This is a genomic window from Oleisolibacter albus (assembly GCF_003336875.1).
GTDB classification, from domain to species: Bacteria; Pseudomonadota; Alphaproteobacteria; order Azospirillales; family Azospirillaceae; genus Niveispirillum; species Niveispirillum album.
In genome coordinates this window covers 65,474-78,476 of sequence record NZ_QGNJ01000008.1, presented here as the reverse complement: position 1 = coordinate 78,476, position 13,003 = coordinate 65,474, and the positions used below count along the sequence as shown (strand labels likewise).

Annotated in this window: 13 protein-coding genes; 2 read left to right on the top strand and 11 right to left on the bottom strand. The window is 66.2% G+C overall.

The features are described 5' to 3' along the window. Positions 1–22 precede the first annotated feature (22 nt). Both DK368_RS12410 and DK368_RS12405 read right to left on the bottom strand, forming a co-directional pair. Complete coding sequence (locus DK368_RS12410; RefSeq protein WP_114394278.1) at positions 23–709, bottom strand: response regulator; 687 nt, start codon at positions 707–709, stop codon at positions 23–25. A 48-nt stretch (positions 710–757) separates the two neighbouring features. After that, positions 758–1,255 (bottom strand): MarR family winged helix-turn-helix transcriptional regulator, encoded by a 498-nt coding sequence (locus DK368_RS12405; protein WP_114394277.1) that lies wholly within the window; start codon positions 1,253–1,255, stop codon positions 758–760. A 75-nt stretch (positions 1,256–1,330) separates the two neighbouring features. On the opposite strand from DK368_RS12405, the gene DK368_RS12400 reads away from it, so the two are divergent. Beyond that, positions 1,331–2,230 (top strand): branched-chain amino acid aminotransferase, encoded by a 900-nt coding sequence (locus DK368_RS12400; RefSeq protein WP_114394276.1) that lies wholly within the window; start codon positions 1,331–1,333, stop codon positions 2,228–2,230. Between the two features lie 301 nt (positions 2,231–2,531). On the opposite strand, the gene DK368_RS12395 is transcribed toward DK368_RS12400, so the two are convergent. The 6 genes from DK368_RS12395 to DK368_RS12370 all read right to left on the bottom strand — a co-directional run bounded on the left by DK368_RS12395 (position 2,532) and on the right by DK368_RS12370 (position 8,427). Then, positions 2,532–3,809 (bottom strand): ATP-binding response regulator, encoded by a 1,278-nt coding sequence (locus DK368_RS12395; protein ID WP_162306016.1) that lies wholly within the window; start codon positions 3,807–3,809, stop codon positions 2,532–2,534. An 83-nt stretch (positions 3,810–3,892) separates the two neighbouring features. Beyond that, positions 3,893–4,366 carry a molybdenum cofactor biosynthesis protein MoaE gene (locus tag DK368_RS12390; RefSeq protein WP_114394274.1) on the bottom strand — a complete coding sequence of 158 codons (474 nt, stop codon included), beginning with the start codon at positions 4,364–4,366 and terminating at the stop codon, positions 3,893–3,895. Between the two features lie 25 nt (positions 4,367–4,391). Further along, on the bottom strand, positions 4,392–4,643 hold the full coding sequence (moaD, locus tag DK368_RS12385; RefSeq protein WP_114394273.1) for a molybdopterin converting factor subunit 1: 252 nt from the start codon (positions 4,641–4,643) through the stop codon (positions 4,392–4,394). Positions 4,644–4,674: 31 nt separating this feature from the next. Further along, positions 4,675–5,274: a CDP-diacylglycerol--glycerol-3-phosphate 3-phosphatidyltransferase gene (gene pgsA / locus DK368_RS12380; RefSeq protein ID WP_114394272.1), complete on the bottom strand. Its 600-nt coding sequence runs from the start codon at positions 5,272–5,274 to the stop codon at positions 4,675–4,677. 33 nt (positions 5,275–5,307) lie between these two features. After that, positions 5,308–7,206 (bottom strand): excinuclease ABC subunit UvrC, encoded by a 1,899-nt coding sequence (gene uvrC, locus DK368_RS12375; RefSeq protein WP_162306023.1) that lies wholly within the window; start codon positions 7,204–7,206, stop codon positions 5,308–5,310. A gap of 426 nt (positions 7,207–7,632) precedes the next feature. Then, a complete protein-coding gene (locus DK368_RS12370; protein ID WP_162306015.1) occupies positions 7,633–8,427 on the bottom strand; it encodes an SDR family NAD(P)-dependent oxidoreductase in 795 nt (264 codons plus the stop codon). 61 nt (positions 8,428–8,488) lie between these two features. Here DK368_RS12370 and DK368_RS12365 point away from each other — a divergent pair, with 61 nt between their 5' ends. Next, positions 8,489–9,226, top strand: coding sequence for an extensin-like domain-containing protein (locus DK368_RS12365; RefSeq protein WP_114394269.1), 738 nt, complete (start codon positions 8,489–8,491; stop codon positions 9,224–9,226). Between the two features lie 28 nt (positions 9,227–9,254). Here the strand turns inward: DK368_RS12365 and msrA are convergent, their stop codons facing one another. From msrA to DK368_RS12350, 3 genes are all read right to left on the bottom strand, one after another. Next, positions 9,255–9,938, bottom strand: a complete 684-nt coding sequence (gene msrA / locus DK368_RS12360; RefSeq protein ID WP_114394268.1) for a peptide-methionine (S)-S-oxide reductase MsrA — start codon at positions 9,936–9,938, stop codon at positions 9,255–9,257. An 11-nt stretch (positions 9,939–9,949) separates the two neighbouring features. Continuing rightward, complete coding sequence (gene msrB / locus DK368_RS12355; RefSeq protein WP_114394267.1) at positions 9,950–10,432, bottom strand: peptide-methionine (R)-S-oxide reductase MsrB; 483 nt, start codon at positions 10,430–10,432, stop codon at positions 9,950–9,952. Positions 10,433–10,613: 181 nt separating this feature from the next. Beyond that, on the bottom strand, positions 10,614–12,512 hold the full coding sequence (locus tag DK368_RS12350) for a sensor domain-containing diguanylate cyclase (protein ID WP_114394266.1): 1,899 nt from the start codon (positions 12,510–12,512) through the stop codon (positions 10,614–10,616). Positions 12,513–13,003: the final 491 nt, after the last annotated feature.

Sequence of the window (13,003 nt, the reverse complement as noted above, 5' to 3'; positions counted from 1 at the left end):
CGGCATCTGGGCGTTCTGTGGGTCAGTCCGGCCGCAGCACATAGCCTTCGCCGCGGACGGTGACGAGATAGCGCGGTTCACGCGGATCATCTTCCAGCTTGCGCCGTAGCCGGGTGACCTGCACATCGATGGTCCGGGCATTGGCGGCATCGACTCCCGCCCGCTCCACCAGGGCTTCGCGGGACAGCACCGTGCCGGGTTCGGCCGCCAGCGCCTTCAACAGCGCCGCCTCGCCGGTGGTCAGGCGCACGCTCTCCTCGCCGCAGCGCAGTTCCTCACGCTGGGCGTTGAACAGCCAGCGTCCCAGACGGATCTCCAGCGGAGCTGTGGCCGGCTTCGGCAGGCGACGCAGGATGGCATTGAGGCGGAGGACCAGCTCGCGCGGCTCGAACGGCTTGGGCAGATAATCGTCGGCGCCGGCTTCCAGCCCGGCGATGCGCTCGTCGGCACCTCCCCGTGCCGTCAGCAGCAGCACGGGAATGGTCCCTGTCGCCGTCAGGTCGCGGCAGAGGTCGAGACCGCTCTCGCCCGGCATCATCACATCGAGAACCAGAAGGTCGAAGGCGAGGGCGGCCAGCTTGGCCCGGGCGTCGGCGGCATCGGCGGCGGTGCTGACCAGAAATCCGTTCTGACCGAGATAGCGGCGCAGCGCTTCACGCAGGCGGGTGTCGTCATCGACCACAAGGATATGCGGCAGGTCTTCCATCATGGCGCCATTCTAGCGGGCGGCGGGCCGGAACGCAGCCTTTGCCGGCGATCATCCGCGTTTGCCAGCCCCGCCCGGGAACTTGCCACGTTCCGCCTCGTCCATGATGCCGAGCATCACCGTGCGGAAGCCCTCCACCGCCTGGGCGCCGGCTGCGCGATAGGCCCGGGCGATGCGGGCGCGTTGTGCGTCGGACAGCTGCCGCTCCAGGTCCATCCCCTTGTCCGTGAGGCTGAGCAGGCGCTGGCGCCGGTCGCGGGTCCCGGTGCGCTGGACCACATAGTCCTGGCCGATCAGCTCCGACAGCACCCGTGACAGGCTCTGCTTGGTGATCTGCAAAATGCCCAAAAGGTCAGAAACCGTTATCTCCGGGTAGCGTCCAACGAAATAGACAACCCGGTGATGCGCCCGGCCGAGACCGATTTTTGCGAGCATGGCATCCGGTTCGGCGGTAAAGTCCCGGTAGGCGTAGAACAGCAGTTCCATGCCCTGGCGCAGGTCCTCCTCGCGCAGGAACAGGGGGTTGGGGCCGATCTTTACGTCAGTCATATTGACTTATATCCGCAATTCCGTAACCTGGGTCAAGCCCTGGCGGACATAAAATAACCCAAGGAAGCGAGCGCGATGTCTCTGATTCCCTTCCACGACCGTGATGGCGTGATCTGGTTCGACGGCCAGATGGTGCCCTGGCGCGATGCCACGGTGCATGTGCTGACCCATGGCCTGCACTACGGCAGTTGTGTATTCGAAGGGGAGCGGGTTTACAACGGGTCCGTATTCAAGCTGGCGGAGCATTCCGCGCGGCTGGTCAAGTCCGCGGACCTGTTGGGCTTCACCATCCCGTACAGCGCCGCCGAGATCGAGCAGGCGACGCGGGACGTGGTCAAGGCCATGGACATGGTCAATGGCTATGTCCGGCCGGTGGCCTGGCGCGGCAGCGAGATGATGGGCGTGTCGGCCCAGCACAACCGCATCCATCTGGCCATCGCCTGCTGGGAATGGCCGAGCTATTGGAGCCCGGAAGCCCGGATGAAGGGCATTTCCCTCCAGGTCTCGAAATGGCACCGCCCGGCGCCCGATACGGCGCCGACCGCCTCCAAGGCGGCGGGGCTCTATATGATCTGCACCCTGTCGAAGCATACGGCGGAACAGGCCGGTTTCCAGGATGCGCTGATGCTGGATTATCGTGGCCAGATCGCCGAGGCCACCGGCGCCAACATCTTCCTGGTCCGTGACGGCGTGCTGCATACGCCCAAGCCTGACTGCTTCCTGGACGGCATCACCCGTCAGACCGTGATCGAACTGGCCAGGCGCCGCGGCTATCAGGTGGTGGAGCGTGCCATCTTCCCGGACGAACTGCCGACCTTCAGCGAGGTGTTCCTGACCGGCACGGCGGCCGAGGTCACGCCGGTGGGACGGATCGAGGACATGACGTTCACACCGGGCGAGATCTGCAAGACGCTGATGCTGGACTACGACGCCCTGGTCAATGGCCGTCTGTCGCTGGTCCAGGCGGCCGAATAAGCGGCGACTTTCGCGATTCCAGTGCCGACAGCCCCCGGTCCTGGCCGGGGGCTGTTTTCGTTCGGGGTGCAGCCCTTCTCTGGTGCCTTCCGGGGGTGTCGTCCCGCTTGCCGGGAACCGTCCCCAGACTCTGTGGATAAGCCTGCGTGTAACCCGAAGGAAAGGGGATGGGAGGCCGGCGGTTCGGGCGTTCGTGCAGATTTGCCTATTTTTTAGGCACGGAAGATCCTGGGTGGTAATCCACCGGCGCTGTTCACGGCAAACGGGGCGGCCGTTCCGGTGATCGCAGGGGATCTCCGTTTCAGGCAAGGGCGCCGGCGTGGTCTGGCGCGGTCTGTGAGTGTGCGGAAGCGACCGGCAGGCGCACCACCACCATCGTTCCCCGTCCGACCTGGCTGAGGATTTCCAGGGTTCCTCCCAGCATCTCGACGAACCGCTTGGTCAGCGGCAATCCCAGGCCCGTCCCTTTTGGCGCGGGATGGTCGCTGCGGCGGATCTGGCCGAAAGGCTTCATGGCCGTCGGAATGTCATTGGCCGCCATGCCGATCCCGGTATCGCGGATGACCAGGATGACGGCGCCGCCGTCCGGCGCGGCCTTGACCTCCACCGTGACCTGGCCACCCCGTGGGGTGAACTTGATGGCATTGGACGCCAGATTGACGATGATCTGGCGGACCTTGTCGGGGTCGGTCCGGATCTTCACCATGTGATCGGGAAGATTGACCACCAGCCTGACCCCGCCCGTATCCGCCATCTGCCGCAGCAGCCGGGTGGCATCGTGGATGGTCCGGCCGATATCGACGTCCCCGATCTCCAGCTGTTCCTGACCATTGGCCATCCGGCTCAGATCCAGCGTGCCATTGACCAGGACCAGAAGATGGCTGGCCGCTTCGTGAATGTCGTTGGCATATTCGGCGTAGCGGGGGTCCCCGGCCTGCCCATAGACCTCCTGGCGGATGAGGTCGGCAAACCCGATGATGGCATGCAAAGGCGTGCGGAGTTCGTGGGCCACGCTTGCCAGCATGTCGGACCCGGGCGGCAGCGCCTCCTGCTCCGGTTGCCGTTGCAGACTCGCCACATGCTTTTCGGCCTGATGCAGCAGGGCCAGGGCTTCGGCCAAGCGCTGGTTGCGGTCGTTAATGCTGGCTTCCAGCGCGCTCACCCGTTCGGCCACCTCGCCGTAGCGCCCATGCATGTGCAGCAGCGTGTTGAGACGGTCCAGCACCAGGGCGGGGTGCGCATCATGGGGCAGGACATCCCACGCGCCGGCCCGCCGCAGCAGATCGGCGCTCCGGGCGGCCTGCTCCGGCGGGGCCATGACCAGGATGGCGGGTTCCACCGGCAGGCCGCTGGCCCGGATCTGCGCCAGCAACCCCAGGGGAGACCCCATCATGGCGCTGTCGATCACCAGCAGATCGGGACTCAGCGCCTCGCACAGGCGCAACGCGTCGGCTTCGCTGGAGAAGGTGGCGACCGAGGGCGGCCCCGGCAGTTCCCGCGCCAGAACCACCGTCGACCACGCACAGTCCGGATCGCTGCTGGTCGTCAGAAGAGTGGCGGCGCGGTGGACAGCGTGCATGGAGCGGAGTCCGGACATAATTCGAACTCTATCCTAACCTTTAGGACAGGGTTTGTCTTGATCCAATCCCTTTGCTTGCGCGGTCAGGGACTCTGCCCGCTGTTCCAACGCTCGGCAGCATGATCGTCGCTGTCCTTGGCCGCCACCCAATGCTGCCCGGACTCCGTCTCCTCCAGCTTCCAGAACGGGGCCTTGGTCTTCAGCCAGTCCATCAGGAACTGGCAGGCGGCGAATGCCGCGTCCCGATGGGCGCTGGCACAGGCCACCAGGACGATGCGATCCCCCGGTTCCAGGCGGCCATAGCGGTGGATGATCAGGGTCGCATCAAGGGGCCAGCGGGCACGGGCCTCTGCCTCGATGGCCTCCAACTGGCGCTCGGTCATGCCCGGGTAATGTTCCAGCGTCATGGACCGGACGGCCGAAGCGTCATGGCCGGGGTGCAGATCGCGCACCAGCCCGACGAAGCTGGCCAGACCGCCGATGCCGTGATTGTCGCGGGTCAGCGACTCCAGGGCTTGCCCCAGATCGAAATCCTCGCGCTGGACATGAACGACCATGACCGTTCTTCCTACCGTTCCGGGGTCAGCCGCCGGTGACCGGCGGGAACAGGGCCACCTCGTCACCGGCCCGAAGCGGGTGGTCGAACAGCACATACTCCTGGTTCACGGCAACCTTGACCACGCTGAGATTGGCCAGGGCCTCGGCATAGCCAGGCCCGCGCGTCTGCAGCCAGCCGATGAGATCGGCCACGGTGGAGATGCCGGCGGGCAGTGCCACAGTCTCCTCGGCCAGCCCGATCTTGGTGCGCAGCCAGGCGAAATAGAGCAGCTTCACGACGGGACTCCTTTGCATCCGCTCACGGCCCTCAGGCGCGCAACTCCGTATGCCCGTCCGGCAGCTTCTTCACGGCCGGGGTCATCATGTATTTGAGACCGGCCCGCAGATAATCCCAGCCCGTGATCAGCGTCAGCGCCGCCGCGATCCACAGCCCGATCTCCCCGACGGTTTCGGTCGGGAAGCCGGATGGTCCGTCCCGGCCGACGATCAGAACGCCGATGGCAACCATCTGGATGGCGGTCTTCCATTTCGCCAGCCGGCTGACCGGAACCCCGACCTGGAGGCCGGCCAGGAATTCGCGCAGGCCGGAGACCATGACCTCGCGCAGCAGAATGATGACCGCCGGGATCACCGCCAACCCGTCCACCTTGTCGACGGCGACCAGCATCATCAGCACGGCCGCCACCAGCAACTTGTCGGCGATCGGGTCCAGGAACTTGCCGATGACGCTTTCCTCCTGCCAGGCCCGGGCCAGATAGCCGTCGAACCAGTCGGTGATGCAGGCAAGCGCAAACAGGCCGCACGCCGTCCAGGCCGGCCAGGGGCCGGCGAAGAAGAACAGGGCCACCACCACAGGAATGGCGGCGATGCGGGACAGGGTCAGGATATTCGGCAGGCTGCTCAGCATGATCTCGACAGGCGTTGGGAGCCGCGCGGCATCCTAGTCGGTGGGATGGAAGTGGTCATAGATGATTTTGGCGACACTTTCATTGATGCCGTCGACCGCAGCCAGGTCCTGCAGGCCGGCCCGGGACACCGCCCTGGCCGATCCGAAGTGCAGCAGCAGGGCCTTCTTGCGCTTCGGCCCGATGCCGGCGATCTCATCCAGGGGCGACTGGCCGATCGCCTTCTCCCGCCGCGCCCGGTGGGTGCCGATGGCGAAACGGTGCGCCTCATCGCGCAGCCGCTGCAGAAAATAGAGCACGGGGCTGCGTGGCTCGATGCCGAAGGGTGGGCGGTCCGGCATGAAGAAACGCTCGCGGCCGGCCTCACGGTCGGCTCCCTTGGCGATGGCGACCAGGGGCACATCCTCGATGCCGAGATCGGCGCAGACCTCCATGGCCACCTTCAGCTGGCCTTCGCCGCCGTCGATCAGCACCAGATCCGGCCAGGTGCCGCCCGTCCGTTCGGGGTCCTCCTTGACCGCGCGCTCGAAGCGGCGGGTCAGGACCTCGCGCATCATGGCGTAATCGTCGCCCATGGCCTCGGGATCGCGGATGTTGAACTTGCGGTAGGCGTTCTTGATGAAGCCCTCCGGCCCGGCCACGATCATGCCGCCGATGGCGTTGGTGCCCTGGATATGACTGTTGTCATAGACCTCGATGCGCTGGGGCGGTTCGGACAGGCCGAACAGGTCGGCAAGGCCGGCCAGCAGCTTCGACTGGCTGCTGCTTTCCGCCAGACGGCGGCCCAGGGCCTCCTTGGCGTTGTTCAGGGCATGGTCGATGACGCGGCGCTTGTCGCCGCGCTTGGGGGCGTGCAACTCCACGCGGCCGCCGGCCCGGACCGACAGCGCCTCCTGCAGCAGCTCATGCTCGGCCAGATCGTGGCTGACCAGCACCAGCCCCGGTGCCGTCTTGTTCTCGTAGAACTGGGCGATGAAGGCGGCCAGCACCTCCGGCAGCTCCTGGCTGCGGTCATGGCTGGGGAAATAGGCGCGGTTGCCGTAATTGCGCCCGCCGCGGAAGAAGAAGACCTGGATGCAGGTCAAGCCGCCATCCTGATAGGCGGCGATGACGTCGGCATCCTCGACGCCCTCGACATTGATGTCCTGGTGCGCCTGGATCGCGGTCAGGGCGCGGATGCGGTCGCGCAGCTTGGCTGCGCGCTCGAATTCCAGATTCTCCGAGGCCTCCATCATGGCGGCGGCGATGCGCTGCTGCACCTCGTTGCTCTTGCCGCTGAGAAAGGCCTTGGCCTCGGCCACCTGCTCGGCATAGTCGGCGGCGCTGACCCGGCCGACACAGGGCGCGGTGCAGCGCTTGATCTGGAACTGCAGGCAGGGACGGGTGCGGGTGGAGAAGACCGCGTCGCTGCAATTGCGGATCTGGAAGGCGCGCTGGAGCGCCGTCATCACCCGGTTGACGCTGCCGGCCGAGGCGAAGGGGCCGTAATAGCTGCCGGCCTGGTCCCGGGCGCCGCGATGCTTGATCAGCTGCGGAAACGCGTCCTCGGCCGTGATCAGGATGTGCGGAAAGGTCTTGTCGTCCCGCAGCAGCACATTGTAGCGCGGCATCAGCCGCTTGATCAGGTTCGACTCCAGCAGCAGCGCCTCCACCTCGGTGTGGGTGGTGACGAACTCCATCACAGTCGTTTCGGCGACCATGCGCTGCAGCCGGATGGGCAGCTTGCCGACCTGGGTATAGTTGGTGACGCGGCGGCGCAGATTGCGGGCCTTGCCGACATAGAGCACGTCCCCGTCGGCATTCATCATGCGATAGACGCCCGGCCGTTCCGGCAGCGTGCGCAGATAGGCCTTGATGGTCTCCACCCCGCGCTGGAGATCGGCTGTCGTGCGCTTGCGGGGTGACGCCGCCGCAGGGGCGGCAGGGTCGGTCATCAGATCGGGGTCGGCCTGGTCCATGCCCCCTCATGTGGCCGATCCGGCCAGGGCGGTCAATCGTTCACAGCGGGGCATTCCCGGGCGGCCGCCATTCTCTGGCAGCAGGCACCGGGTCCGAATCGGGGTGGAACCGGCCCGGCAGCCGGGGCCGGTGCAATCATCCACCAAAGCTGTGGATAAGTTTGCGGAAAACCGGGGGTGTTCCCTGTGCGACCCCAAGCCAACCGCGGGTTTGACCGCATTGCCCAAAAAATAGGCATAAAAAGTCAACACATTGAAAAATATCGATATTTTGTCTGTCAATTCATCATCGGACTGTCACAAGCCCGAATTTTCGGCTTGACAGGACAGGAGACGGGGGCGGGCCGCTGCCAGCGGCGCCGATGTGCAAAACTGTAGGACCATTGAGCCAGCAGCAGGACTCTAATCAGGAACCGTCTGCTGCAATCCCTGGCCTGCGGGGTAATCCGCCTGCCGAATCCAGCCGGTTTCCGCCATGGGCGAGAGGAGGGGCCACCCCATTTCCTCACGCCCGTCGAGGGCGAGGATCTGCCCGCTGAGGCAGGGCGTTTCGAGAATGAAGCGCAAGGTCCGGCAAATCTCCACACCGGCATCGTGACCGGCGATGGGGGCTGCGGCAGAAGCGGGGAGAGGCCGGGCCGGGCCGAGTCCATTGACGCGAATCCGCGGTGCAAGCCCGGCAGCAAGGGCGCGGACCAGCGCCGCGGCCCCGGCCTGGGCCAAGCCATAGGACAGAAAATGCGGGGCCAGGGACTCGGGGCGCTGATCGACATGCAGGACGATTGTCCCGTCCTGCCCTGACGGAAGTTGCGCTGCCAGATGCCGGGCCAGCAGCAGCGGCGCCCGCACATGGGTGGCGGTAAGACGGTCCCAGATGCCGCGGTCGGCGCACTGCACGGTGTCGTCGATGACCAGACTGGCCATATGGGCCAGAAGGCTGACGGCTCCCAGGCGGAGCCCCGCTTCCGACATCAGCAGAGCGGCTTCACCATCACGGCTGAGATCCGCCTGGATGGCGGTGGCGATACCGCCCAGCCGTTCGATGGCGGCAACGGCCGCATCGGCCGCCGGCTTGTCGGCCGCATCGTGCTGAAGTGCCACGGCCCAGCCTTGCCGGGCCAGCTCCTGTGCCACCAGCGCACCAATCCCCAGGGCGCCGCCGGTCACCACGGCAGTTCTGCGGGTCAGGACGGTCATGCTGCCTCCCAATTCGACGGCCATACCGGGAGCAACATCCCCAGGCCGGCGTTGTTTGCCCATGCGCGTCCTGATCCCCGTTTTTGTCCTTCTGCTCCTGGGTGGCTGGTGGCTGCTGGACACCGGCCGGGTGCCGGCGCGATGGACACCATGGGCCGTTCCCGATCCGGCGGAACCGCCGGGCCTGCTGACCGCCTGGCAGTTGAACCGGCTGGGGCAGGAGCCGGCCGCCTGCTTCGACTGGCTGGACCGGGCTGATGTCGGCGTGTCGGTGTTACCGGATCGGGAGGATGGGGACGGATGCGGGCTGGAAGGGGCGGGGCGATTGCTCCAGGCCGCCAGCGGCATCCGCTACGGGGCGGGCGTCACTGCCCGGTGTCCGGTCCTGGCGGCCCTGGCCCTGTGGGAGCGCCATGTGCTGCAGCCGGCAGCGGTGCAGCATCTGGGCAGCCGGGTCGCCCGGGTGACCCATCTCGGAACCTATGCCTGCCGTGATATCCGCACGACCGGCGGGACCGGCGGGACGGGCGGGATGGGCGGCGGGCGACGCAGCGAACATGCCACGGCCAACGCCATCGACATTGCCGGCGTGACCCTTGCCGACGGGCGGGTCCTGACCATCCTGCGGGACTGGGACCGGCAGCGTCCCGACGGGAAGCCGGTGTCGGAGGCCCGGTTCTGGCGGGCCGTGCGCGATGGCGCCTGCGACCTGTTCAAGGTCGTGCTGAGCCCGGACTACAATGATCTGCACCGGGACCATCTGCACCTGGACATGGGGCCGTTCAAGACCTGCCGCTGATGCCGGCCAGGCGCAGAGCGCCTGCCCGTCAGCTTCCGGGCAGGCGATGGGCATCCCCGCCCCAGAGGTCCGCCAGCCGGGCATCGCGGCCGCAGGAATAGCGGTAATATTTGTACCGCAGCGGGTTCTTCTCGTAATAGTCCTGGTGGTAATCCTCCGCCGGCCAGAACCGTGTTTCCGCACGGATCTCGGTCACCACCGGGGCCGGCAGGCGGTGGGACGCGGTCAGCGCCTCCAGGCTGGCCCTGGCCTCGGCCTGCTGCTGCGCCGACTGGGTGAAGATGGCGGTGGTGTAGCTGTCGCCGCGGTCACAGAACTGGCCGCCGGCATCGGTGGGATCGACGGTGCGCCAGAAATAGTCGACCAGGGTGCGGTAACTGACCCGGGCGGGGTCGAACACGACCTTCACCACCTCGCGATGCCCGGTGCCGCCGGCGGAGACCTGCCGGTAGCTGGGATGGTCCAGGGCACCGCCAGCGAAGCCGGAGATGGTCTCCAGCACGCCGGGGACCTTGTCGAAGTCGCTTTCCACGCACCAGAAACAGCCGCCGGCGAACAGGGCGGTCTCGGTCCGGGCGGTCCCCGCCGGCGCAGGTTCGGCCGCGTGCGCCACCGGCCCGGCCAGCACCAGGCCCAGCAGGGCGGCGCGGGGAACGGCCCGGCGCAGCCGGTGCCACAATCCGGTGGCGGGGTCGGGATATGTGCTGCCCATCTCCATCCTCCTCAGCCGGCGGCGGAAACGAAGGTCATGGCCACGCCATTCATGCAGTAGCGCAGACCGGTCGGGGGCGGACCATCCTCGAACACATGGCCGAGATGGCCGCCGCAATTGGCGCAATGCACCTCGGTCCGGGGCATGAAGAAGAAGCTGCGGTCGCTGCGTGTGCCGACGCCGCCCGGCAGCGGCTGCCAGAAGCTGGGCCACCCGGTGCCGCTGTCATATTTCGAGGCCGCGTCGAACAGGGGATGGTCGCAACCGGCGCAGTGGAACCGTCCCGGCCGCTTCTCCCGGTCCAGCGGGCTGCTGCCGGCCCGCTCGGTCTCATGCTGACGCAGCACGGCATAGGCGGCCGGGCTGAGACGCTGGCGCCATTCGGCGTCGCTGAGACGGAACGGAAAGCTCTCCTCGCCGGCAGCCCCGGCCTGGCTGGAGGAAAGGGCGGCGCCTCCCGCCAGCAGAGCGCCCAGGAACCCACGCTTGGTCATCACGGCCTGTCTCCTTGCCTGGAATTGCCGATCACGTGGGGTAAATCTGGGGGCAATGACGGTCCTGGACCACTCACGCTTTCCCTCTGCCGCGTCACGGCTGCGTGAGCGGCTGGTGAAATGCGCACCGCCGGCCCGGGCGGTCCGGGACATGGCCGCCGGCGGTCCCTTCGGGGTGCGATCAGATCGCCACCGCATGCAGGGCGGCCGCTGCGACCACGCGGTTGCGGTCTTCTTTGGCGCGGTAGAGGGCCTGATCCGCGGCCATGATCAGAGCGGAAATGCCGATGGCCGGATCGGGAATGGCCCGGGGAAAGGTGGTGGCCACACCGAAGCTGGCGGTCACGATCCCGCCATGCGCCTCATTGCCTTCGTGCAGGATTTCGGCCGCCTCCAGGGCCATGCGGATGTGCTCCGCTATGTCCTCGGCCCCGGGGGAGTCGGTGCCGGGCAGAACCAGCAGCATCTCCTCGCCACCATAGCGGGCGGCGAGGTCTCCGGGACGGCGGGCCGCGGCCTTCAGCAGCGCGGCGACACGGATCAGGCAGTCGTCGCCGGCAAGATGGCCGTAGCGATCATTGAAGGCCTTGAAGTGATCCACGTCCAGGAGGATCAGGGACAGGGGAAGGCGCTCGCGCGCGGCCCGGCGCCATTCCAGCCGCAGCATCTCCTCCAGCTGGCGCCGGTTGGCCAGACCTGTCAGGGCATCCTGGCTGGCCAGAAGGCGCAATTCACGGTTGGCGTCTTCGAGCTGCTGCTCCAGGGCCTTGCGGCGGGACACATCGCGGAGATTGGCGACCAAGCGGGGAGTCGGGCCGTCCGGCGCCAGCTGGAACTTGGCTTCCGTCCACAGGCTGTCGCCATCGGTCCGCAGCAGACGGAACACACAGCTGACATGGTCCTGTCCATGCCAGGCGGCCGCCAGCGTGGCACCGAAATCGGCACGATCCTCCGTCTGGACGAACCGGGTCCAGGACTGGTTCACCAGGCTGTCGCTCTCGGCCCGGCCGGTCATGGCGATGAAGGCCGGCGAGGCATAGAGACAGCGTCCGGCACTGTCGATACAGACAATGCCGTCGCTGGAATTCTCGGCCAGCAGGCGGTACTGGGTCTCCGCCTCGAACAGCTGGTGTCCCCGGCGGGTCAGACGCAGGCCCAGTATCCCGACGCCCAGCGCGGCCAGCCCCGTCAGGATCATCCGGTGGATACTCTGGCTGCGCCAGGTGGACAGGGTGGAGTCGAGGGTGCGCGACACCACGATGACCAGGGGATAGCCATTGATGTGGCGGTAACTGCCGATGCGGCGCTGCTGGTCCAGCGTTGAGACGAAATCGACGCTGCCGGCGGGGGCCTGAGGCAGGAATTTGGAGAAGATCATGCCAGTCGAGGCGTCCCGTCCCACCATGTCGGCCTGGGCCGGGGAACGGGCAACGACGATGCCCTGGCTGTTCATCAGGGTGATGTTGCCGTCGAAGCTGGCATCAAAGGTGTTGAAATAGGTCTGAAGCGCCTCCAGCGACAGGGTCGCGGCGACAAGGCCGCCGAAGGAGCCATCGGGCCGGTCGATGCGGCGTGTCACGATGACAAGCGGCCCGCCCGCGTCTCCGGTCGGCGGCGGGACTGTGATCAGAGCGTCCCGATCCGCATTCATGGCATGGAAGCGGAAGCAGGAGAGGTTGGCATAGTTGAGGCGCCCCGGCAGCCCGGACCCGGTGACCACGGCTCCATCGGCCCCGATGATGGCGAGGCTGTTGACGAGGACCGGCACCTTGCTCTCGGCCTTCAGGATCCGGTGCAGTTGCATGATGCTGTCCTGGGGCGAGGATTCGGCTTCGTTGAGGTCGCGCAGCGCCCGGACAATGAGATCGGCCTCGTCCACCGTGTGATGGACATGCTGGGAGATGGCGTAGGCCAGATTGGCGGTCTCGCTGCGGGTCTCCTCCAACTCGTCGATCCGTGCCCCCCAGCAGCGCAGCCCCTCAAGGCCCAGCAGCAGGGCGCAGACAAACCCGATGAAAAGCAGGGTCCGAGCCTCGAACGATGTCTGGCTGCCGGCAGGACGGGGAAGGAAAACGGACATCACCTGCTCCGGGTGTCGGAAATCGCAGACAGTCGTAAGGGGTGTGCCTTAACGTAGAGTGTCAGTGGCCGCCTGTCATGGCGGAGTCCTATACCTAGAAGGACAGGGTCTTTCCCCATAGCCGCTTCTCCAGACGCATCCGTATTCTTTCAATCCATGCGGTATGGCCGACATGGAGGGATGGAATTTTGAAGATGGCGCCGCGTCCGGCTGGCTGCGCCGGGGCTGAAGGCAGAATGCAGCGTCTCGATGCGCTGTCTTTTGTTTGTCATGAATTTTGGGTCGTGTGCGCGACCTATTCTTATGAATAGGGTGTTGTGTGGCACTATATTTGGCCAGTTAATTTTTGTTTAGCAATATATGTGCGTTGATGGGCTTGTTCAGATGAGTGTCCATGCGAGTAACATTCGCGCCTATACGTCAGGATATATCGATCATTGGTAATGATGATTGACCGGAGATCAACTCAAAGGACATATTTTCGTGCGGTC